18 protein-coding genes are annotated in these 21,505 nt (G+C 34.5%); 17 read left to right on the top strand and 1 reads right to left on the bottom strand.

Annotated elements, in window-relative coordinates; translation table 11 throughout:
- Positions 1 to 178 precede the first annotated feature (178 nt).
- From NKG37_RS21860 to NKG37_RS21795, 14 genes are all read left to right on the top strand, one after another.
- On the top strand, positions 179 to 3,250 hold the full coding sequence (locus NKG37_RS21860; protein ID WP_254415340.1) for a GNAT family N-acetyltransferase: 3,072 nt from the start codon (positions 179 to 181) through the stop codon (positions 3,248 to 3,250).
- 16 nt (positions 3,251 to 3,266) lie between these two features.
- A complete protein-coding gene (locus NKG37_RS21855; RefSeq protein ID WP_016203116.1) occupies positions 3,267 to 4,127 on the top strand; it encodes an amidohydrolase family protein in 861 nt (286 codons plus the stop codon).
- Between the two features lie 150 nt (positions 4,128 to 4,277).
- Positions 4,278 to 4,934, top strand: a complete 657-nt coding sequence (locus NKG37_RS21850) for an HD domain-containing protein (RefSeq protein WP_254415339.1) — start codon at positions 4,278 to 4,280, stop codon at positions 4,932 to 4,934.
- On the top strand, positions 4,915 to 6,801 hold the full coding sequence (locus NKG37_RS21845) for an ABC-F family ATP-binding cassette domain-containing protein (RefSeq protein WP_254415338.1): 1,887 nt from the start codon (positions 4,915 to 4,917) through the stop codon (positions 6,799 to 6,801). The genes NKG37_RS21850 and NKG37_RS21845 overlap by 20 nt, the downstream gene beginning before the upstream one ends.
- Before the next feature lie 183 nt (positions 6,802 to 6,984).
- Positions 6,985 to 8,106, top strand: a complete 1,122-nt coding sequence (locus NKG37_RS21840) for a conserved virulence factor C family protein (protein ID WP_016203119.1) — start codon at positions 6,985 to 6,987, stop codon at positions 8,104 to 8,106.
- A gap of 81 nt (positions 8,107 to 8,187) precedes the next feature.
- A complete protein-coding gene (locus NKG37_RS21835) occupies positions 8,188 to 8,622 on the top strand; it encodes a BrxA/BrxB family bacilliredoxin (RefSeq protein WP_016203120.1) in 435 nt (144 codons plus the stop codon).
- A gap of 429 nt (positions 8,623 to 9,051) precedes the next feature.
- Positions 9,052 to 9,831: a class I SAM-dependent methyltransferase gene (locus NKG37_RS21830; protein ID WP_169188740.1), complete on the top strand. Its 780-nt coding sequence runs from the start codon at positions 9,052 to 9,054 to the stop codon at positions 9,829 to 9,831.
- 282 nt (positions 9,832 to 10,113) lie between these two features.
- Entirely contained in the window at positions 10,114 to 10,713 is a 600-nt protein-coding gene (locus NKG37_RS21825) for a YpjP family protein (RefSeq protein ID WP_016203122.1), read from the top strand.
- Between the two features lie 241 nt (positions 10,714 to 10,954).
- Positions 10,955 to 11,536 carry a TerD family protein gene (locus NKG37_RS21820; RefSeq protein WP_169188739.1) on the top strand — a complete coding sequence of 194 codons (582 nt, stop codon included), beginning with the start codon at positions 10,955 to 10,957 and terminating at the stop codon, positions 11,534 to 11,536.
- A 35-nt stretch (positions 11,537 to 11,571) separates the two neighbouring features.
- Entirely contained in the window at positions 11,572 to 12,351 is a 780-nt protein-coding gene (locus NKG37_RS21815) for a TerC family protein (RefSeq protein WP_016203124.1), read from the top strand.
- A gap of 497 nt (positions 12,352 to 12,848) precedes the next feature.
- Positions 12,849 to 14,045: an HpcH/HpaI aldolase/citrate lyase family protein gene (locus NKG37_RS21810; protein WP_169189688.1), complete on the top strand. Its 1,197-nt coding sequence runs from the start codon at positions 12,849 to 12,851 to the stop codon at positions 14,043 to 14,045.
- Positions 13,987 to 15,345: a phosphoribosyltransferase family protein gene (locus tag NKG37_RS21805; RefSeq protein ID WP_254415337.1), complete on the top strand. Its 1,359-nt coding sequence runs from the start codon at positions 13,987 to 13,989 to the stop codon at positions 15,343 to 15,345. Before NKG37_RS21810 ends, NKG37_RS21805 begins: the two co-directional genes overlap by 59 nt.
- Positions 15,346 to 15,348: 3 nt before the next feature.
- Positions 15,349 to 16,467, top strand: coding sequence for a cysteine protease StiP family protein (locus tag NKG37_RS21800; RefSeq protein ID WP_016203128.1), 1,119 nt, complete (start codon positions 15,349 to 15,351; stop codon positions 16,465 to 16,467).
- Positions 16,464 to 17,258 (top strand): HAD family hydrolase, encoded by a 795-nt coding sequence (locus NKG37_RS21795; protein ID WP_101731003.1) that lies wholly within the window; start codon positions 16,464 to 16,466, stop codon positions 17,256 to 17,258. The genes NKG37_RS21800 and NKG37_RS21795 overlap by 4 nt, the downstream gene beginning before the upstream one ends.
- A gap of 107 nt (positions 17,259 to 17,365) precedes the next feature.
- On the opposite strand, the gene NKG37_RS21790 is transcribed toward NKG37_RS21795, so the two are convergent.
- A complete protein-coding gene (locus tag NKG37_RS21790) occupies positions 17,366 to 17,620 on the bottom strand; it encodes a hypothetical protein (RefSeq protein WP_016203131.1) in 255 nt (84 codons plus the stop codon).
- 249 nt (positions 17,621 to 17,869) lie between these two features.
- Here NKG37_RS21790 and NKG37_RS21785 point away from each other — a divergent pair, with 249 nt between their 5' ends.
- From NKG37_RS21785 to NKG37_RS21775, 3 genes are all read left to right on the top strand, one after another.
- Positions 17,870 to 19,513 (top strand): YceG family protein, encoded by a 1,644-nt coding sequence (locus NKG37_RS21785; protein ID WP_212120217.1) that lies wholly within the window; start codon positions 17,870 to 17,872, stop codon positions 19,511 to 19,513.
- A gap of 9 nt (positions 19,514 to 19,522) precedes the next feature.
- Positions 19,523 to 20,620, top strand: coding sequence for a toxic anion resistance protein (locus tag NKG37_RS21780; RefSeq protein WP_101731387.1), 1,098 nt, complete (start codon positions 19,523 to 19,525; stop codon positions 20,618 to 20,620).
- Positions 20,621 to 20,853: 233 nt separating this feature from the next.
- Positions 20,854 to 21,465 (top strand): TerD family protein, encoded by a 612-nt coding sequence (locus NKG37_RS21775; RefSeq protein ID WP_016203135.1) that lies wholly within the window; start codon positions 20,854 to 20,856, stop codon positions 21,463 to 21,465.
- Positions 21,466 to 21,505 lie beyond the last annotated feature (40 nt).

The following is a 21,505-nucleotide window of genomic DNA, read 5'->3' as shown; positions in this document are numbered from 1 at the left end:
AAATTATTAGAAAAATTATTATTGCGATATCTTTACAAAAATTCTTAATAATAATACGATAGAAACGGAGCGTTGGAAAAACATTCCTATAATTGAGGAAGGAGGAGATAGCTATGAAACATAATAAAGAAGTTAATGTACAAACAAAAATTCAAAATAAGAGGAATGAGGGTTCTTAGTGGAAAAAGTACAAGAAGATTCACAAACAATAAAAATTGTCAGCTATCACGATGGATTGGCTCGTAATGTGGCGGATATGTGGATGAAGAGTAAAGATTCATGGGGAGGAACAGGAAAAACAGAAGAACAAGTGCGTGATCAACAGCAAAGCTCAGATAATCTTGATACTTTCTTAGCGGTTCTTGGAGAGGAAGTAGTCGGATATTGTGGACTTTCTGTTTATAAAGAAGATGTAGGAGCATTGTATGTCCCCTTGTTAAATGTTCGTCCAGACTTACATGGCAAGAAAGTAGGAAAAAAATTATTATTACATGCCCTTAATGTGGCGATAGAGCAAAAATGGCCGAGGCTAGATTTATATACATGGGCAGGTAATTTAAAGGCGGTTCCGTTGTATAAACGATGCGGTTTCTTTTGGGAGGATAATGACAAATACACACACTTAATGAATTTCATCCCAACAGTTAGAAATGATGATTTACTAAATCATTATTTAAAAGAGATGGACTGGTATGCAGATTTGCAAAGAAATCTGGATATAAAGCCAGATGGAGTGTTGGAAAATGGCTTTACCCATTATGAATATATTTGGCAAAAAGAGCAGGAATCCGTTATTGTAAAATTTGAAAAGACAGGTAGAGGGATCAGCTCTATTGAAACAAAAGATTTTCAGATTGAATTAACAATGAAAAATCATGAATGTATAGAAGAAATAGAGCATCAAGTCTATTTAAAAATAAAAAATAAGACGACAAATCTCGTTTCTCTGCAAGCTTTGGCAGAAAACCATGGCAGAATTCAATGCAGTTTTTCTAAAACAATAGAGGTAAAGGCGAACGAAGAACTATCCTTTCCAGCGTCTTTTGTGATAGCAGAAGGGGTAGAACCTGTGGAAGGAAAAACGTTTCCAGTATTAAAAGTTGCTCTCAGCATAAATGGTATGAAGACTAGTTTACAAGTAGGAGTCTTACCTAAATCGCCACTTTCTATAGAGACAAAGGAAATAGAGGCTATTTTAGCTAAAGGAATGAATACTTATTTAGATTTAGAGGTAAAAAACAATTTAGATAAAGACATTACCGGAAGACTTACCATTCCAACGAATGAGCACTTGCATTTTACGGGTGATAAGTTTACTTTCACACTAGCAAAAAAAGAGAAAAAATGGATACGAATTCCAGTCCGAGTGAAAAATTGTGGTAGTTTTAAAGAAAGGTTTACATGTGAAATTTTTGAAGTTGAGCAGGAAGTATTAACGATCGAAAAAGAAATTAGCATTGGCTTAAAGGGAATTGGAGAACAGTTTATCGTTGAAAATGATAAGAATTGGAAGGTATACAATGGTCCACATCAATTTTCGATAAATAAAGTAGACCAAACGACGGAAATTGTAGATACAGACTTTGCTATATTTGCACCATCCATTGGTAAACCTTTTTCAAATGAGTTGTCTAAACAAAAACCTTATCAGGTGAGTACAGCAAAAACTGGGAATAGTATTGCTTTAAAGCTATTCTTTAAGTCTAGTGACTATCCTGGTATGGATATTATTCTAACGAATCAACTATTCGCAGAAGGTTTTATTAAACGTTGGGTAACGGTTACTAATAATAGCTTGGTAAAAAAGGAAGTTAGCTTACAGGAAACATTTTATGATTCTTGGCAGAATCTATATTTTCCTATAAATGGTAGAGTTGTTTTCTTTAATGAATGGAATACCGTACTTCCATTTGAATTAAACTCGAAAGATATAACAGGAAATTGGTATTTTTCTTCTAAAGGCTCTATTCCATTTGGAGTCGCATGGGATAAAGATGCCCACATCAAAATGGACAATTGGAAAATGCATATCGAGTCTACTCGCGAGCTCAGAATGAATGAATCATTCGATTTTTCACCTATTTGTTTGAACATCGGCGCTTATCGTAAATGGCAACAGTGGGAGTTAGCTTCTGAAGGAATGATGAGAGAGCGAGAAAGCACGGTTGTCCAGGAAACGGTAGTTGAGTTTAACGAAGGAAATCTTATTTTAAATAAACATAATGACTTGAAAGTAAAGGTGAAAACCTTTAGAAATCAACCGTTAAATGGAGATATGGCAATTACTATTAATGAAAAGCAAGAAGATCCATTCCCGATTAATTCAGAGGAATCGGAAATATACCAAATCATGCCCCAGAATGCTGTTCAGACAGGTATAAATAAAATTCAAACAACTATTTCCTTGCCGACAAAGGAAATAGACACAGATGGTTTGTTTTTTGTGCCAAGTGAAAGGGATATTACAACAGAAAGTTTAGAAGAAGAAGGATTAACTGTTTATCGTGTTTCAAACGGGATAGTGTCTTTTAAAGCTTCTCCTGATTATTATCCAGGTGTTTATTCACTAGAAGTAAATGGGAAACAATGGCTAGACCATTCCTTTCCTAAACCTATTGCAAAAAGCTGGTGGAACCCATGGGGTGGCGGCATAAAAAATGGACCACCGGATTTAAATGCATTTTCCTTATTAAAGGAAGTGACAACTTGTGAGTTTACTAGTTTAAAGGATATTCATCAAAATGAATGGTCAGGTTTGAAGCTAGTAACAACAATTCAGCATCATCATAAATGGAAGGGACTTAAGTATGTTCAATATTTTGTCACAATGCAAGGCTTACCTTTACTTATAACTTTTGTAGAAATAATAGATGATGCGGGCAATCGAATGGCAGAGGAGAATTGGCATACAAACCTGTTTATAACCTGTAACGAACAGGAAAAAAGTGTGCTCCATATTAAAGATGATAAAGTGAGAAATAAACAATTTATGGTGGCTGACGAAGAACAAGAAGTCAATATAAAGGATCATTACTATTTATCGCTAGGAGCAGAAAAGCTTTACTATATCGCAAGTGATCAATCAAGAGATATAGAGTTTTATAGTAATAAGGATGCGATACAGTTGATTTCCTTTGCTAAATGTAAAAGAACAAATAATCGCTTACTCACAGAACCAAACTATTTATTGTTTACAAAAGAAGAAATTTCTCCATCTTTAGTTGATCAAGTGAGAAGAATAGGATTTTAAGAAAGGGAATACATGGATGAAAATAATTGATGCCCATATACATTACTCAAGTATAGAATCGTTTAAAGATACGGCGAAGAATCTTTCTTTTGTAGATTATAGTTATGAAGGAATTAAAAAAGAAATGAAGGATGCTAATATTGTCCTTGCGATTGGAATGGGGGTTACAGAAACTCCACAGATGGGTTTTCCTGATTATCATGCACAAACACCGATGGGGCTAGATTTAGATTTATTGATTCCTGAAAATGTAGTCTATTGTGCTGGCATAAATCCATATGATATGGATGTGTCGGCACAGGAAAGGCTTGAGATTGAGATTCAAAAGCCGAATGTGGTTGGAATTAAAATTTATTTAGGCTATTATCCGTTTTATGCTTATGATGAAGTGTATGAACCAGTATACAAACTTGCAGAGAAGTATCAATTACCAGTCGTTTTTCATACAGGAGATACTTATTCGGAGAGAGGATTTTTAAAATATGCTCATCCTTTAGCTATTGACGAAGTGGCTGTTAAGCACCGTGATGTTAATTTCATGATGGCCCATTTTGGTGATCCATGGACATTGACTGGTGCCGAAATAATTTATAAAAATTCAAATGTGTATGCAGATTTATCTGGTTTAATCGTTGGAACAGAGAAAGAACTGGAAGAGGCTCATGAAGGGATTTTTCTTGACCATTTGCGCCATGCCCTCGTTTTTTCTCATTCATATGATAAGCTGCTTTTCGGCACAGATTGGCCGCTAGCTCCATTTGCTCCATATATCAACTTTGTTAGAAAGCTAATACCTGAAGTTTATCATGAGGATGTATTTTATCGAACAGCATTGAAAGTATTTCCCAAAATAAAACCTTTTATAAGCACAGAATAAGGTTTTAATAGAGATGAAAAAGCTAAGTTGGAATGGTGAAACAGTTCCGACTTGGCTTTTTGTATATGGAGTGTGACACTCTTTCTTATTCGAAAAACTAGTTTTCATGATACAATATGTTCATAATAGGATTGCTGGATGTGAAATGAAATGAATATTATTACCAAAGTAGAAAAATTGGTGAAACTAGAGATGGAAAAAGATACAAGCGGCCATGACTGGTATCATGTTGATAGAGTTCCGAAAATGGCTTTATTGCTCTCCGAAAAAGAGGGAAATGGCTATTCCAGGTCAATCGAGCTTGCCGCGTTATTACATGATATTTCAGATGAAAAATTAAATAATTCAAAAGAAGAGGGTCAACAGAAGTTGGCTAACATTCTAGCATGTATTTCGATAGATAATCACGAGAAGGAGCAGATTATCACCATCATATCATCGGTTGGTTTCAAAGGGGGAAATGGGATATTTCCCGAAAGCCTAGATGCAAAAATAGTTCAAGATGCTGATCGATTAGATGCAATCGGAGCACTTGGTATTGCTAGAACATTTGCTTACGGTGGAAGCGTAGGAAGTCCTATTTATGATCCTTCCTTATCGATAAGACAAAAGATGACAGAAGAGGAATATCGGAAAAATAACTCTTCATCCATTCATCATTTCTATGAGAAGCTATTAAAAATCAAAAACCTTTTACATACAGATAGTGCTAGAAAAATCGCAGAAGCAAGGCATCTGTTTATGGAAAGTTTTCTACAAGAATTTTATAAAGAATGGAATGTACAAGATGAAAAGTATTTTAATTGAAAATGTAACAAAAACATATGGAGAGAAAAAATTATTTGAAAACATTTCCTTTTCGATAAGTGAAAAGGAACGTGTCGGTTTAATTGGCATAAATGGTACTGGAAAATCTTCTTTATTAAAAATCGTTGTTGGTATTGATCTTCCAGATGAAGGAGAAATAATAGCACCGAAAGATTATCGGATTGCCTATTCTGCACAAAGTCCGGAACTAAGCCCTGAGCTTACTGTTTTAAATCAAGTATATGCTGGTGATGCGCCAGTGTTATCACTAATTAAAGCGTACGAAGCGATATTAATAGAAATCAACAATGATCCGGAAAACAATCAGCTTCATGAAAGGCTGTTTGATCTGCAAAAAAGAATGGATGCCTTAAATGGCTGGGAAGTTCATACAAATGCAAAAACTGTACTAATGAAGTTAGGAATTACTAATTTTGAAAAGAAAGTTGGAGAATTGTCAGGGGGGCAAAAGAAAAGAGTAGCTTTAGCGCAAGTTCTTATTCAAGAGCCAGATTTACTAATTTTAGATGAACCAACAAACCATCTTGATTTTGAGGCTGTTAAATGGTTGGAAGACTATTTAAGCAGATATACTGGTGCGCTTTTATTAGTAACACATGATCGGTATTTTTTAGATCGTGTCACAAATAGAATGTTTGAACTCGATGGAGGAAATCTCTATAGCTATAAAGGAAACTACGGTGATTTTTTACAAGCGAAAGCTATTCGGGAAGAAAATGAAGCAGCGACGATTGACAAACAAAAGAATTTATTTAGAAGAGAATTAGAATGGATTAGAAGAGGAGCAAAAGCACGTTCTACAAAGCAAAAAGCAAGAATTCAACGGTTTGATGCTTTGGATGATACATTGGCTAATGTTAAAGCAAAAGACAAACTGGATATCTCCCTTAAAGGAAGTAGATTAGGAAAACAAGTCTTTGAATTGGTTGACGCAAGCAAATATTTTGAGGATAAAATTATTTTGGATAACTTTAATTTACTTGTAAAACCGGGAGATAGAATTGGGATAATCGGTAAAAATGGAACGGGTAAATCAACTTTCTTAAATGTATTAGCAGGCAAGATATCACTTGATTCTGGTGAAAGAGTGATTGGGCAAACCGTAAAAGTTGCCTACTATACGCAAGAAAGTGAAGATATGGATACTTCTAAAAGAATGATTGAATATCTAAAAGAAACAGCAGAAATAATCGAGGCATCAGACGGTAAAGTGATTACAGCTGCACAGATGCTGGAAAGATTTTTATTTCCTCCCCATACACATGGTACTATTATCGGAAAGTTATCTGGAGGAGAAAGACGACGACTTTATTTATTAAAAATACTTATGGGGGAACCAAATGTTCTTTTATTAGATGAGCCGACAAATGATCTGGATACACAAACTCTAATGGTGCTTGAAGATTACTTAGATGACTTCAAAGGAGTCGTTATTTCTGTATCCCATGATCGCTATTTCCTCGATAAAGTTGCCGAACAGCTGTTGATTTTAAAGGGAAATGGTGTAATAGACACATATTATGGAAATTATAGTGAATATATAGAGGTAGAAAGAAAAGAAGAACAACAAATAAAAGAAAAATCGGAAACACCAGTTCAAAGAAAGGAACCAAAAGAGAAAAAAGTAAAGCTTAGCTATAACGAACAGCGAGAATGGGCATCCATTGACCAGGACATTGAAAACGTAGAAGAGCGACTAGCAAGCATCGAAACAGAACTAGCCGAAACAGGCAGTGATTTTGAAAAAGCTGCTCAATTAATGAAAGAACAAGAACAGTTAAATGAGAAATTAGAACATCTTATTGAGCGATGGAGTTATTTATCCGAAATAGCCGATATGTCGTAAGAGTTATTTACTTACAAAATGTCTTCAGTATGCTAGTACTCATTTGATTGCTTATACAAAAAAGGTAATGGAGTTTTGGTAAGCATTATATCATGGCGAAAAAAGACAATACGAAAGCTATTTCTTTTAAGAAAAGGAATAAATCATGATAATATAAGTGTTGTAAGAAGAGGGGGATGGATTATGAGAATTATTTCTATTGAACCAACACCAAGTCCAAATACTATGAAAATTAACTTAGACCAAGAGTTGCCAATGGGAAAGAGTAATAATTATAAGGGAGATAATTCATCGGAAGCACCAGAATTAATTCAAAATATCCTTTCTATTGAAGGAATTAAAGGTGTCTATCATGTAGCTGATTTTCTAGCAGTGGAAAGAAATGCCCGCTATGATTGGAAGGAATTACTTTCAAAAGTGCGCAATGTCTTTGGGGAGGACGAAGCTGCTGAGGAAGTGCAAGAGATAAATGAGCACTTCGGAGAAATCAACGTTCAAGTTCAAATGTATAAAGGTATACCAATGCAAATTAAATTATCAGATGGCAATGAAGAAAGAAGATTCGGCTTACCTGAACTATTTATACAAGCCGTTTCAGCAGTGCGTACTCCTGAAGATAATGTTGTGATGACAAGAAAATGGAAAGATTTTGGCGTGCGATATGGGGAATTTGAGGAAATTGGTAATGTTATGATTGAAGAACTCGTTGCTGCATATCCACAAGAGAGGATTAATGCAATTATTGAACATGCTAAAAATCCACAAACAGAAGCAAGCGAAAAACCTATACGAGTTAGAACTAAACTAACTTTTGCAGATTTAGAAGATCCTGATTGGAAAGTTCGATATCAAAAACTAGAACAAAGCGAAGATCCTACAGTAGATGATATCTCCGTTTTAACGAAAGCACTGGATGATGAAAAACCATCTATTCGCAGACTTGCAACTGTTTACCTAGGCATGATTGAGGATACTGCCGTTCTTCCTTCTTTATACAAAGCTTTGAAGGATAAAACAGTAACTGTACGACGAACAGCAGGCGATTGTTTGTCCGATTTAGGATTTCCTGAAGCGATGGAAGAAATGATGCAAGCACTAGATGATAAAAGCAAGATTGTTCGATGGAGAGCAGCGATGTTCTTATATGAAGTTGGGGATGAAAGAGCCCTTCCGGCATTAAAAGTACATGAAAATGATCCGGAATTTGAAGTTAGCTTGCAAATAAAATTGGCAATTGAACGAATCGAATTAGGGGAAGAAGCGAAGGGGTCTGTATGGAAACAGATGACGGAAGCAAGAAAATAAACAGGTTTAAAAGATTGCAGGAAGACCATTTCTAATGTATATTAATGGGATATAATAACACGGATATTGGAGGGATTTAGTATGTCAATGGCATATGATGAGTATATGAAACAAGTGGTAAAACCGATGAGAGCAGAACTAACACAAGCGGGTTTTGAAGAATTGCTAACAGAAGAAGCAGTGGAGCAATTTATCGAAACAAACAAAGGAACTTCTTTAGTAGTCGTTAATTCAGTTTGTGGCTGTGCTGCAGGTTTAGCAAGACCAGCTGTTACACAAGCAGTGCTTGCTTCAGAAAAGAAACCAGATCAATTAGTAACAGTGTTTGCTGGTCAAGAAAAAGAAGCAACAGCAAAAATGCGTGAATTCTTCGGTGATATCGAGCCATCTTCTCCATCAATGGCATTAATTAAAGATAATCAAGTCGTTCATTTCATTCATCGCTACGATATTGAAGGAAATACAATGGAAGCAATAATGGAAAACCTAGTATCAGCTTTTGAACAATATTGCTAAACAAAAATAGTTCATGGAAAAAGGGTTTACCTTTTTTTCATGAACTTTCTTTTTAGACTCTTATTGTATATTAGTGAGCCACTGAAAAAGTTTTTTTTTTCGAACGAAATGAAGAGCAAGCATATTTGAAAGTGAAAATAAGGTTGGTTTGGAGAGGCTTGGCGCTCGCCCCATGGAAAGCTAGCGGACGCCTCGGAAAACCAATCCCTCATCTTATGTTTAAAAAGTGGCTATTGTCCATCATCATTAACTAGCCAGTTTTTCAGTGCCCTCTATATTAGTAGGATATAGATAAGAGTTCTCTGGAATATTTGAATGACTTGATAATAATGCAAAATTTCATTTAAAACATCTACTTTCAACAAACAATAAGAACGGTTTTAACATTCCGTTAAAAATCTGTATTATAAAGAATTTAGGAGAAAAAACATGCTTGTAACAACCGCAGGTAGAACAAATAATGAAATGCAGATGCTTGCAAAAAGAATTGCAGCTGAATTTAACTGCAAATTTGTAGTTAGAGAAAAAGTATCTATCGACTACTTAAAACTACAATATCAGTCAGATATCCTTGTTATCGGAAAAAATCGTTTTGAATTTTATCCATTTGATATAGCACAACCATTCTTTTTTCATCCAAATTCAGCTGTGTTTCGAATTAAAAGACTAATAAAAAAGGAATCAGATCCATTTATCACAGCAAGCAATTTAAAAAAAGGAAATAGTTTTTTAGATTGTACTTTAGGTCTTGCTTCCGATAGCATTGTTGCAAGTTTTGCAGTGGGAAGTAATGGCTATGTAGAGGGGGTAGAAGCAAACAATGTGATTGCATTTCTGGTGGAAACGGGGTTAAAAGAATGGGAGACAAATCACTCTGCAATAGATGAAGCGATGCGAAGGATAGTAGTGAAGCATTCCAATGCGTTAGATGTGCTAATCAAAAAAGAAGATAATAGTATAGATTGTGTCTATTTTGATCCCATGTTTGAAGAAACTATTTCATCTGCTGGAATCCATCCTTTAAAAAAACTAGCCCATTATGAAGAGTTAAGAGAAGAAATAATCCATCATGCAAAGCGTGCTGCAAAAGAGAGAGTAGTATTGAAAGATCATTTTAGAAGCAGGAGATTTGAGCAGTTCCAATTTGAGCAGCAAAAACGTAAAACAGCAAAATTTCATTATGGAATTTGGCTAAAAAATGAACAATGAAAAAATAATCTATATATATAGGATAATAGTAGAAGATATACTAGTAAATAATATATACTTAAACTATTAATAATTTTTATCCCACTCTTAACGGACAGTAAGACTCCCCCCCCTCAAACTTATGAGAATACGAGGAAGATAAGTGGGAGATCAACTGTCCGTAAAGGTCTGATTGGTTCAACTAACCATCAGTGAGAGATGAAGAAAAACCCCCACTGATGGAATTTTCACTTTATTACATATTCAAAATCATCAGGATGAACGGAAAGCGAGGTGTAATAAATGCCTAATTGGATTCGTAAAAGCCTGGTCGTATTTGTTTCTATTTTAACTTTTGGTCTTGTTTCTCCATCACCGGCTACTTTTTTTAATAATAATAACGATAATGACAAAAAACCAATTGATGAAAGAGAAATGCCTTTTGCTAGAGAAAGTGTGGAAGAAGAAGCTGTATTGACAGATAGTACAGAAGAATACTTCACACGAGAAGCTTTTATTAGCAAAATGATGAAAGAAGCGGAAGAACAAAGCTATTTAAAATTTGGACCAAAGATTAAACCAGTAATTGAAGATGAGTTTCGCTTAGTCGTTCTCCCTAATATGGAAAAAGCAATTAATGAAGTAACAAGTATTTTTCCAGAAGAAGAATTAAGCTATTTAACGGTCACAGAAATTCCATCATCTGGTACAAGTGAACGAATCTTTCACATAACAAGAGAATATGAGGATATTATCCGTTTTCATGTAAGAAGGGATCGCCCCCCACAGGAAGGGTATTATTTTAACTTCCATTATCATACGTATCATGATCAATTCCAAACTCACTATACACTTGGAGAAATATATTGGAATAAAAATACTCCGCCAAAGTGGATGAGTTAAAAGGAAAGACTATTATCAAAAAGATTGGATCTGTGATTATATTTTAAATTGAGAGTGGATTGAAGCAAAACATGCTTATTCCTGTTGCAAGAAGAGGAAAGGTCTGGAATATGATTTCTAGCTTAATTTCATAAAAAAATGACAAAATATATGAAAGCAGTCTAAGATAAAAGAAGATGAAACTTTTTCTAATATGATTACGTAGAGAAACTATACTGAAAAATTTGGAGGTAGTAATATTATGGCAATTAGTTTATCTAAAGGACAAAAAGTAGATTTAACAAAAGGAAATCCAGGTCTGTCAAAAGTAATTATCGGATTAGGATGGGATGTAAATAAATATGATGGCGGAAATGACTTTGATTTAGATGCATCTGTTTTTTTACTTGGAGAAAATGGAAAAGTAACAACTGATGCAGATTTCGTCTTTTACAATAATCCAACTGGTGGTAATGGAGCAATTGTTCATTCAGGAGACAATCGTACAGGAGCTGGGGACGGTGATGATGAACAAATCATCGTTGATTTAAAAGGTATTCCTGCTAATATTCAACGTGTTGCTTTTACAATTACAATCCATGATGGAGAAAATAGAAATCAAAACTTTGGACAAGTTTCTAATTCTTATGTCCGTATTTTAAATGAAGAATCAAATGAAGAATTAATCCGATATGATTTAGGAGAGGATTTTTCCATCGAAACAGCATTAGTTGTTGGTGAATTATATCGTCATAATAATGAGTGGAAATTTAGTGCCATTGGCAGTGGATACCAAGGCGGTTTAGCCACATTAGCAACTGACTTCGGTCTGCAAATTGGCTAATATTTTTAAGCATATTTTAGGGGGAAACAAGTTTCATGGGAATATTTGAGACGATTATTGATACATATGCACAGTTTTTTAACTGGCAAATGTGGGGAGAGGTATTAACAGACCCAGTTAGCTGGGGTTATATTGGAACACTTGTAATATTAGAAGGGTTGCTGTCGGCTGATAACGCATTAGTGCTTGCTGTTATGGTTAAGCATTTACCACCAGAGCAAAGAAAAAAAGCATTATTTTATGGGTTATTAGGTGCTTATTTATTCCGCTTTATAGCTATAGGTATTGGTGTTTATTTAATCGAATTCTCATGGGTAAAAGTACTCGGAGCGGCATATTTAGCATATCTTGCTATTAAGTATTTTGTGGATCGTAGAAAAGCAGCTAATCAAACGGAAGAAGAAGAAGACAACAAAGGAATCAATAAAAACGGGATTCTTATCCGTACATTTGGTCTATTTTGGGGAACCGTAATTTCAGTAGAATTAATGGATATTGCTTTTTCTGTAGATAGTGTTTTAGCAGCATTTGGAGTAAGTAACCAAGTTTGGGTGTTATTACTAGGTGGTATTCTTGGCGTTCTTATGATGCGTGGTGTAGCGGGTGTTTTCCTAAAATTAATTGATAAAATTCCCGAGTTGGAAGCAACAGCTTACATCCTCATCTTAATTATTGCGGTTAAGATGTTACTAAGTGTTTTTGAAATTCACATCGATCATGTTTATTTCTTCGGATTGTTAGTATTAGCATTTGGTGCAACTTTCATTGTCCATTTTAGAAATAAAAAGAAAGCGGAACAACAAGGAGAAGCTTAAACTATTCCTAAGGATATTTCTAGTTGCTTGTTACCGTTACTACTAGAAATATCCTTCTTTCTATTAGGCTGTTTCTTAGAAGATTGTTGGTCAAATAGGAGTAAGGCTCTAATAAGAAAAAACGGAGCAGACTGAATACATATAGACTCATGCAAGATTAGCGAGATAGGAGCGTCGAGGAGAGACGCACCACTCGCACGATGGAAAGTGTAGTGTATTCACTCCAGTTATAGCAACAAACTATAAGAAGTCAGCCTTCTATTAAAAGAAAAAAGTTTTTATTTGTACCCTTCGCCTATATACCTGCCTTGTAAAAAACCTTCACATGCTGTAATAGGCAGCAATCAAACTCCGTTAACTATCTTATCTAAAAGTAATTATTTTCAAAAAATGAATCTTATTGTAAAATAGTAATAATTCCCTATACGTATATACTGTTTTAATTTTCAGAATAGTTTATAAAATGGATGTTATTATAAGTGAATGGAGCAAAGGAAATGAAATTATTCTCTGACTTAAATAAAAAACAAATCGAACGTCTTTTCTTTAAATTGCCAGAAGAGGTGTTTAGTACTTCGGAGAAGGAAGTATTGTCCTATGCGCTTGCTTCAACCCTATATATGCCTGCCACAAGACCAAATATTTATCATGATTTGTTAATAAAAAAGCATCCTGCTTTAACGTCTATGGTTATTTGCTTGGAGGATTCTATAGGCGATCATGAAGTGGAGGTGGCAGAAAGAAAATTAGTAGAAGAGTTAACGCATATTTACCAAGCGCTAGAAGAGGGAGTCTTAGTGAAAAATGAACTACCACTGATTTTTATTCGAATTCGTTCTGTTGCTCAGTTCTTGAAGATTATGCATGCGCTTGGTGACAAAATAGCTTTACTAACTGGAATTGTTATTCCAAAATTTGAAGCAGTAGCAGGAAAGATCATCTTAAAGGAAGTAGAAAATTATAATAAACTAGGACATTGTTTATATGCCATGCCGATTTTAGAAACCAAGAAAATAATTGAAAAGGAAACGAGGATGGAAGAGCTGCTCTCTATAAAAAAAGTCCTCGATCATTATAAGCATCTCATCTTAAATGTACGCATTGGTGCCACTGATTTTTGCGGATTATATGGGATTCGCAGAAACGCTGAAACAACGGTTTATGATATTGCTATTATTCGAGATTGTATTTCTGATATTGTTAACCTATTTACACGCGCAGATAGTGCTTATGTTGTTTCTGGGCCTGTGTGGGAATATTTTACGACTAAAGAAAGAGTTCTGATTCCACAATTAAGAGAGACACCTTTTCGCAAGCGGTATGGAAAAGCTGGCATGAATATGCGAACTCAACTTATAGATAAGCATATGGATGGATTAATTAGAGAAGTGATGATGGATATTACAAATGGATTAACAGGGAAGACAATTATTCATCCAACACATATAAAGCCAGTACAGGCCTTAAATGTTGTTTCTTATGAAGAGTATTTAGATGCTTGCAATATTATTGATAGTAGCAATGGTGATATAGGTGTGATGAAGAGTAGTTTTTCAAATAAGATGAATGAAATTAAACCGCATTTCTATTGGGCTCAGAAAATTATATTAAAATCAAAGGTTTACGGGGTGTTTCATGAAGGAACTACATACATTGACTTACTTAAACAAGAAAATTTCATTACCAATCATTAATGATTTACAGATGAACATTACAGTAGAAGAAAACCCATTTGATCTTCCTATAGAGGATTTTTTTAAAATGGCGGCAAGAATTAATAAGAAGCGGGCATTTTTATTTGTCAGCAAATTATTAGGTAAGCATTTACCGATTGAACCGAATAAAGGTCTATTGACGGGGTTTTTGCTTGCAGCGAGATATGAGGAAATTATTACTGGAAATGTCTCATCAAAAAGAGCTGAGTTGATGACTATTTATCGGAATTCCTCTTTGCATTTTATTGATGAGCCATTTATCGGTAAGGAAGTATCTAATCCTATAATTATCGGATTTGCAGAAACAGCAACGGCATTAGGACATTCCTTTTACAAAGCTTTTCAAAACGCTGTTTTTTTTCATACAACAAGAGAAAACATAAATGAGATAGTTCCAATCATTTCTTTTGAAGAAGAGCATTCACATGCTACTTCCCATCGTTGTTATGTTAAAGATGAAATCCTTGATAATCAACGAGAAATCATTCTGGTCGATGATGAATTAACAACGGGCAAAACCGCAATCAATATCATCCGGGATTTACATAAGAAATATCCCAGAGACAAATACAGCGTTGTCTCCATCTTAGATTGGCGCTCTAATGATTGGCAGTTGGAAATGAAGGCTCTCGAACAGGAATTGGACATAACAATTCAAGTAGTTTCTCTACTTAAAGGAAATTTTGAGCTAGTTGGAGAACATACGGATTTAGTTTTGCAAGAAGAGATACTAGGAATGATGGTAGAGGAACCTCTAATCGAATATATAAGTTTAGAAGATTTTGCGAAAGAGCGAATAGTTTCTATAACATCTACTAGCCTAGCAGGAATTCGAAATGAATTTGGCTACTTAAAGGATACAGGGAGATTTGGTATCCATACAGATGAAAGAACAGATGACTGGATTAGACAAGCTGCCAATGATCTAAAAAAGAAGCGCTTGGGAACGACACTTTGTGTAGGAACAGGAGAATTTATGTATATACCTATGAAGCTAGCAAGTTTTATGGGGGAGAATACATATTATCAATCAACTACAAGAAGTCCGATTTACCCAAATGATGAAGAGCACTACGGAGCTATGACGGGATTTCGTTTTACGAATCCAGAAGATGACGATGTAATAAATTATTTATACAATATTAAAGCTAATCAATACGATGATATCTTCTTATTTTTTGAGAGAAAAGTGAGCGGTGAAAGATTAAATGAGTTACTAGCTAAATTGAAAGTTATTCAAATGAAAAAAATAAATATCGTATATTTTAGTGGGAGGTAAAGAATGAAAATAAACGCACAACAAAAAGTAAAGTTTGGCTCCTATGATAAAGAAGATGTTATCTTTCTTTTAAAAGATTTAAGTGGAATTTCTTTAGAAGGATCTACCGAAGACCGAGAAAAAAAGATCCAAGGCGGAGCGCATTATAGTGAGACTTTACCAATTGAATATAATCCACCAGAACATTATTTGCAGTTGTTTTGGGAAACTCTTCATGATTATAAAGACAAAGTAGCCCGTAGTATTGCCATCGTGGCAGAGCAAATTTATCAAAAACATAGAGAACAAACGGTATTAGTTTCTTTGGCAAGAGCAGGTACACCTATTGGGATTTTAATCAAACGCTATTTGAAATGGAAGTACAATGTATCATTACCACACTATAGTATATCCATTATAAGAGATAGAGGCATAGATGAAAATGCTATTCATTATATGCTAGAAGCGCATAAAGGGTATGCCCTACAGTTTATCGATGGCTGGACAGGAAAAGGGGCTATTTCGATTGAATTAACGAAAGCATGTGAGATATTTTATCAAAAATATCAAGTCCGTTTAGATGATACTTTAGCCGTTTTGGCTGATCCAGGTTATTGTACAACACTTTATGGAACACGAGAAGATTTTTTGATTCCAAGTGCTTGTCTGAATTCAACCGTATCAGGTCTTGTAAGTCGTACTGTCTTAAATGATGCCTATATAGGACAAGCTGATTTTCATGGAGCGAAATATTATCAGGAATTAGAGCCTTATGATGTATCGAAAGTATACTTAGACAAGATTACAGAGGCTTTTCAAAAGGTAAATCCAGCTTATATAGCGGAGAAGATTAGCGCAAACCATCTTGATCAAACCGTGGATTTTAGAGGGATGCAAGAAGTTCTTGCCATTAAGGAAGAGTTCCACATTGATAGCACGCATTATGTAAAACCAGGTGTAGGAGAAACAACAAGAGTCTTATTAAGAAGAGTACCATGGAAAATTTTAATGAAGGATCCAGACAGTCCATATGTAAAACATATTGTTATGCTTGCAAAAGAAAGAGGCGTAGAAGTTATCCCCTATCCTAATATGAGCTATACTTGTTGTGGATTGATTAAAAAGGTTGTGCAAGAAGGATGAAATTATTTGCATCAGATTTAGATCGAACATTAATTTACTCGAAACGTGCTTTAAATGAAATGGAAACTCCGTGGAATCCACAGATGATTGGGGTAGAAGAGAAAAATGGTGAGCACGTTTCTTTTATGACGAAAGAAAGCTATCATTTGTTGAAAGAAATTGCTGCTAAGCATCTCTTCGTTCCTGTAACAACAAGAACCTATCAGCAATATAAGCGGATTTTTATAATGGAAAAAGAAATTCCTGTTACCTATTGTGTAACGAGTAATGGGGCAAGGATTCATTATCAGGGAGTAGTTTTGAAGGATTGGGATGAAACGATTCAACAGCGTTTAAAAGCAGATTGTTGCGAAAAAGAGGAAATATTAGAGAAACTTCAGCAGTATGCTCTTGATGGTGAATTAAAGATTGCCGATAATCTTTTCTTTTATTATGTATTAAATGCAAAAATAGACCAGGATAATAAGAAAGAAATAACCAAATTAGCAAGTGATCATGGCTGGAATATCTCTTTACAAGGACGAAAACTTTATTTTATGCCTAGTCCTATTTGTAAAGGCAAGGCCATTTCGTATATAAAAGAAAGAGAAGGAGCAGAGCAAACAATCGGAGCGGGTGATTCATTATTAGATTCTCCCTTCCTAAATGTTTGTCAAACAGCTTATATTCCATGTCATGGAGAGCTGACATTGGAAGAATCAAGAAATGCGACACATGTATTAACAAATCAAAAAGGTGCATTTGCCGGAGAAGAAATTGTGAGAAATGTTCATAAACAGTTTGTTTTTTAAGCAAAGGTTGAAGGCGACCGCAAAACGATCGCCTTTAGTACATGATTTCTAATTAATAAGGGAGTGTAAAATAGTAATGAAGGTTTACATTGATGATAAAATAATCATCAAAATTCATCTGGGGGATCTTTTATCCATTTGAGCAATAAACAATATATCGCAACAAAGAATAAATAACTGCAAATAAATATAATAATCCCAAATAAAATGGATTCGAAAAATATAGCCATAAAAAAACTAATAATAAGAGAAATAAAGATTAAATCAACAAATACATACATATTAGAGGAAAGAACATTTTGTACATAATTTAAATCTGCTTCAATTTCATGATACGTGTATTTTCGAAAGAATGATCTCATAGTTAGCACCTACTCGCCTATTGTACTGTATTATATGCACACTCAAAAGCTTTGGTGCTTAAATCAATGGAATGTAGAGGGAAAGTAAAAAATATTGTTGAATAGCCTTTAGTCCTTTTATAAAAAGGTGAAACTTTTTTATGAAAAAATCGTAAAGAAATATAGAGTAGAATATTTAGGGTTAACGTATAGCTATGCTATGATAAAGGTAGATATTTATCTTTGGTTTAAAATTAGGAAGTGGAGATAATGAACAAAGACTACTATACAATCAATAACGTATTACTTCCTTTGTCTAAGGAAAATTGGTTTGATATCTTGTTAAAACCAATTAACGAACGACCGTTATATGATACGAATAACCGTATTTATACTTTTGGTCAGGCAGTAATAAAATTATTAGGAATATCATTAGACGAGGATGAATATTATAATCAGCTGTATAATTGGATACATAAAGACAATACTGGTTTACACTTGCTAACCGATGAAACACTGGATAGGACAATTGATAATCAGCATTTTCAATCGATTCAAAAAGTATTTAATCGGATGCATGAGCAAAATTTGTCCATTAATCGATTTGTTGCTTTTCTTGACGGGGAGAATGTATTACTGAAATCTTCCGTTCCTGCTATTCATCGGAAATTGCGAGAAAGCTTTATTAAAGTCATTCAGCATTTTGCTGAAATTGAAGAAAATGGATTGAAGAATAATGATTTAAGAAGATTAGTAGTTGATGTTGTAAAATGGTCGATTAATCATTTGCAACCTGCCCTGGAAGACAGTAAGCTCAGTGAAAATATGCCTAAGTTTCTTTGGTATGGAGATGCGAATAAAAGTCAGTCCTATTTTATTTATTATCTCCTTACATTTGGGTGTGACATTGTTATTGTCCATCCAAGAGGGGAGGATATTCTGGGAAAATTGAAGCTGAATAAGGAACTGTTTTTTCAGCATCAATATCCGCAAAATAAAGAGCCAGAAAGCTTTCCCGCAGAGGAGCGAAAAAGAACAGCAACCGTAGCTTATCGGGCATCGAGGGAAATTGAGAGTATTCTTCACCACGAAGGATCCAATCTTTATAAGCCATGGCAATTTAGAGACTATATCCCGATATCCATCACATTAAAAACGACGTATGATGAAATATTTCTCTTGGAGAAAGAACTCGCTATGATTCGGCCAAACTTTAATGTAATGAATGGAGAAGTGCATATCCCTTCCGTTTTTGCTAAAATATTTGGTGTTAGTAAAAATAGAAAAGAATACTGGGATCGAATACATGGAATAGTCAATAAAGAAGAAACATTATTAATAAATAATTTTCCGTTTACAAGAGCGATTGTTAGTGATTACCGATACCATTATCGTGGGGCTTTAGGAAGAGATGGTATCCTTGAGACAGAAAAGATGATGACAGCGCATTATTGGAGTTATAAACAGCTGCCAGCTGGCTTGCAAAAGGGAATTGCTACTGCCATTTCAAGAGTTTGCGCAAGACCAGCACTTAAGAAACAGTCTAATGAATCAGATGAGGATGTGGCAATTTTTCTATTTTCACAATGTTTACTCATTCCTGATGAATTTTTAAAAATGCTGCAAAAATTTGATTACTCTCAAGAGGTACCAAGTATCGTATTATTTAAAACAGAGAAAAATGGTGTATTTACGAGAGAAGATGCAGCAATGTTACTTCTAATGAATGCATTAGGTGTGGATGTGATCCTCTATAACCCACCAGGCCATGTAGATATGGAGACCTTTACGAAAGACACGCTTTTTGATGTGCATTGGTTAGAAGATGTTGTGTTTGATATGGAATATAAAGAGCCATCCTTTCTAAAAAGAGGCATATTTAGCGGGTTTTTAAAGAATAGAAAAGGAGAATAAAAGATGAATATGCAACCATCGAATATAAATAATGAAACCAACCAAGTTACTGAGTTATTAACAGCAGAAAAAGTATCAGAAATCAAATTAGCGCTTAGAAATGAGCCAGAGGTACAAAAATTGGCTCAGTCTATAGATGAAAAGGATCAAATTCAAATACTTGAATTTGGTAAAGAACCTGCGACACAAATTTCTAAATTCTCCGATAAAATCCTTAATAATATGAGAACAACAAAAGTGGAAGACTCTGGTGAATTATTAAAACAACTTGGCAGAATTATGGATAAATTTGATAAAAAAGATTTTGAAGACACATCAAAAGGCTTCTTGGGTAAACTGTTTAAAAAAAGTGAAAAAATCATGGAAAAGCTTTTTGGAAAATACCAGTCTATGGGCCAAGAGATTGATAAAGTATATGTAGAAATTTCGAAATATCAAAATGAAATGGTTGATTCTACAACGATGCTCGATGAAATGTATGAGCAAAATTATCAATATTATCTTACTTTAGAAAAATATGCTGTTGCAGGGAATATGAAATCAGAAGAATTAAAAATGCAAGTACTTCCTCAAGTAGAGGCAAAAGCTATTGCTGGTGATCAGCTAGCTGGTATGCAACTCGATTCACTCAGAAATGCAATCGAGCTATTGGACCAGCGTGTTTATGATTTGGAAATGGCAAAAATGGTCGCTTTGCAAACCGCTCCACAGATTCGCTTATTACAAAGAGGAAATACGAAATTAATTGGCAAGATTAATTCAGCTTTTGTAACCACTATTCCTATTTTTAAAAATGGTCTTATTCAAGCTGTTGCAGCAAAAAGACAAAAATTAGTCGCAGATAGCATGAGTGAGTTGGACAGAAGAACGAATGAGATGCTTGTTAAAAACGCGCAAAATATTTCACAGCAAAGTGTTGATATTGCAAGACTGGCAGGCAGTCCGAGCATTAAAATAGAGACAATTGAAGAATCCTGGAATATTATCATAAAGGGTATGCAAGAAACAAAATCTATTGAAGAAGAAAATAAACGCCTGAGAGAAGAAGGCACAAAGAAATTAGAAGAATTACAAAATAACTTTAAGCAAATGAAGCTGCAAGGGTAATTCATTTTCAATTTTAATTAAAGGTTTGTTATTTTTAACGTATTGTAAAGAATCACAAACTGAGTTGTTTTTTGCAGGGTCACTTGTGACTCCTACGGGAAGCGAGTGACTCAAAAAGCTTCTACAAATAGGAGAAAAACACCTCTTAAATAAATGAGGGCTTTATATATTTCAGGATTGAGCAGAAACCTTTTTTGAAAAAGATAAATTATTATACATGGGAGTGGAGAAAAATGGCGATTAATTTACAAAAAGGACAAAGAGTCGATTTAACTAAAGGGAATCCAGGTTTAAGTAAAACTTTAATTGGTCTTGGTTGGGATCCCGTTCAACAAAGCAAAGGTGGAGGCTTGCTAGGCGCACTTTTTGGTGGCGGACAGGCAGCAAGTATTGATTGTGATGCTTCTGTGATTATGGTTAATGAGCAAGGAAAAGTTCAAGCAAATAGTGATGTTATCTACTTTGGAAATTTAAAAAGCCGTGACGGGAGTGTCCAGCATAGTGGTGATAATTTAACTGGAGACGGTGATGGTGATGATGAACAAATCCAGGTTGAATTAAGTAAAGTACCTGTACATATTCATAAACTAGTTTTTGTTGTTAATATTTATGATGCAGTAAAAAGAAAACAACATTTTGGGATGATTCAAAATGCCTTTATCCGTATCGTTAATCCATTAACAAATCAAGCACTTATTCACTATAATTTAACAGACGATTATGCAGGTAAAACTAGTTTAATAGTTGGCGAATTATACAGAAACGGACAAGATTGGAAATTTGCAGCAATCGGTACAGGCACAAATGCAGGTAGTTTAGGTGAACTAGTCAAATCGTTTTCATAGAGATCAGAATAATGATTGTTACAAATAATCTATTAATCAA

The organism is Niallia sp. RD1 (genome assembly GCF_024219955.1).
GTDB classification, from domain to species: domain Bacteria; phylum Bacillota; class Bacilli; order Bacillales; family Cytobacillaceae; genus Niallia; species Niallia alba.
Note: the sequence above shows the minus strand (reverse complement) of the source record. Positions and strands in the feature narration are given on the sequence as shown.

Coding starts and splice junctions, on each gene's coding strand:
- NKG37_RS21800 (WP_016203128.1), top strand. CDS start 15,349: ATGAAAATAAACGCACAACAAAAAGTAAAGTTTGGCTCCTATGATAAA.
- NKG37_RS21780 (WP_101731387.1), top strand. CDS start 19,523: ATGCAACCATCGAATATAAATAATGAAACCAACCAAGTTACTGAGTTA.
- NKG37_RS21805 (WP_254415337.1), top strand. CDS start 13,987: ATGAAGGAACTACATACATTGACTTACTTAAACAAGAAAATTTCATTA.
- NKG37_RS21855 (WP_016203116.1), top strand. CDS start 3,267: ATGAAAATAATTGATGCCCATATACATTACTCAAGTATAGAATCGTTT.
- NKG37_RS21785 (WP_212120217.1), top strand. CDS start 17,870: ATGAACAAAGACTACTATACAATCAATAACGTATTACTTCCTTTGTCT.
- NKG37_RS21835 (WP_016203120.1), top strand. CDS start 8,188: ATGTCAATGGCATATGATGAGTATATGAAACAAGTGGTAAAACCGATG.
- NKG37_RS21850 (WP_254415339.1), top strand. CDS start 4,278: ATGAATATTATTACCAAAGTAGAAAAATTGGTGAAACTAGAGATGGAA.
- NKG37_RS21845 (WP_254415338.1), top strand. CDS start 4,915: ATGAAAAGTATTTTAATTGAAAATGTAACAAAAACATATGGAGAGAAA.
- NKG37_RS21830 (WP_169188740.1), top strand. CDS start 9,052: ATGCTTGTAACAACCGCAGGTAGAACAAATAATGAAATGCAGATGCTT.
- NKG37_RS21810 (WP_169189688.1), top strand. CDS start 12,849: ATGAAATTATTCTCTGACTTAAATAAAAAACAAATCGAACGTCTTTTC.
- NKG37_RS21820 (WP_169188739.1), top strand. CDS start 10,955: ATGGCAATTAGTTTATCTAAAGGACAAAAAGTAGATTTAACAAAAGGA.
- NKG37_RS21825 (WP_016203122.1), top strand. CDS start 10,114: ATGCCTAATTGGATTCGTAAAAGCCTGGTCGTATTTGTTTCTATTTTA.
- NKG37_RS21840 (WP_016203119.1), top strand. CDS start 6,985: ATGAGAATTATTTCTATTGAACCAACACCAAGTCCAAATACTATGAAA.
- NKG37_RS21795 (WP_101731003.1), top strand. CDS start 16,464: ATGAAATTATTTGCATCAGATTTAGATCGAACATTAATTTACTCGAAA.
- NKG37_RS21815 (WP_016203124.1), top strand. CDS start 11,572: ATGGGAATATTTGAGACGATTATTGATACATATGCACAGTTTTTTAAC.
- NKG37_RS21775 (WP_016203135.1), top strand. CDS start 20,854: ATGGCGATTAATTTACAAAAAGGACAAAGAGTCGATTTAACTAAAGGG.
- NKG37_RS21790 (WP_016203131.1), bottom strand. CDS start 17,620: ATGAGATCATTCTTTCGAAAATACACGTATCATGAAATTGAAGCAGAT.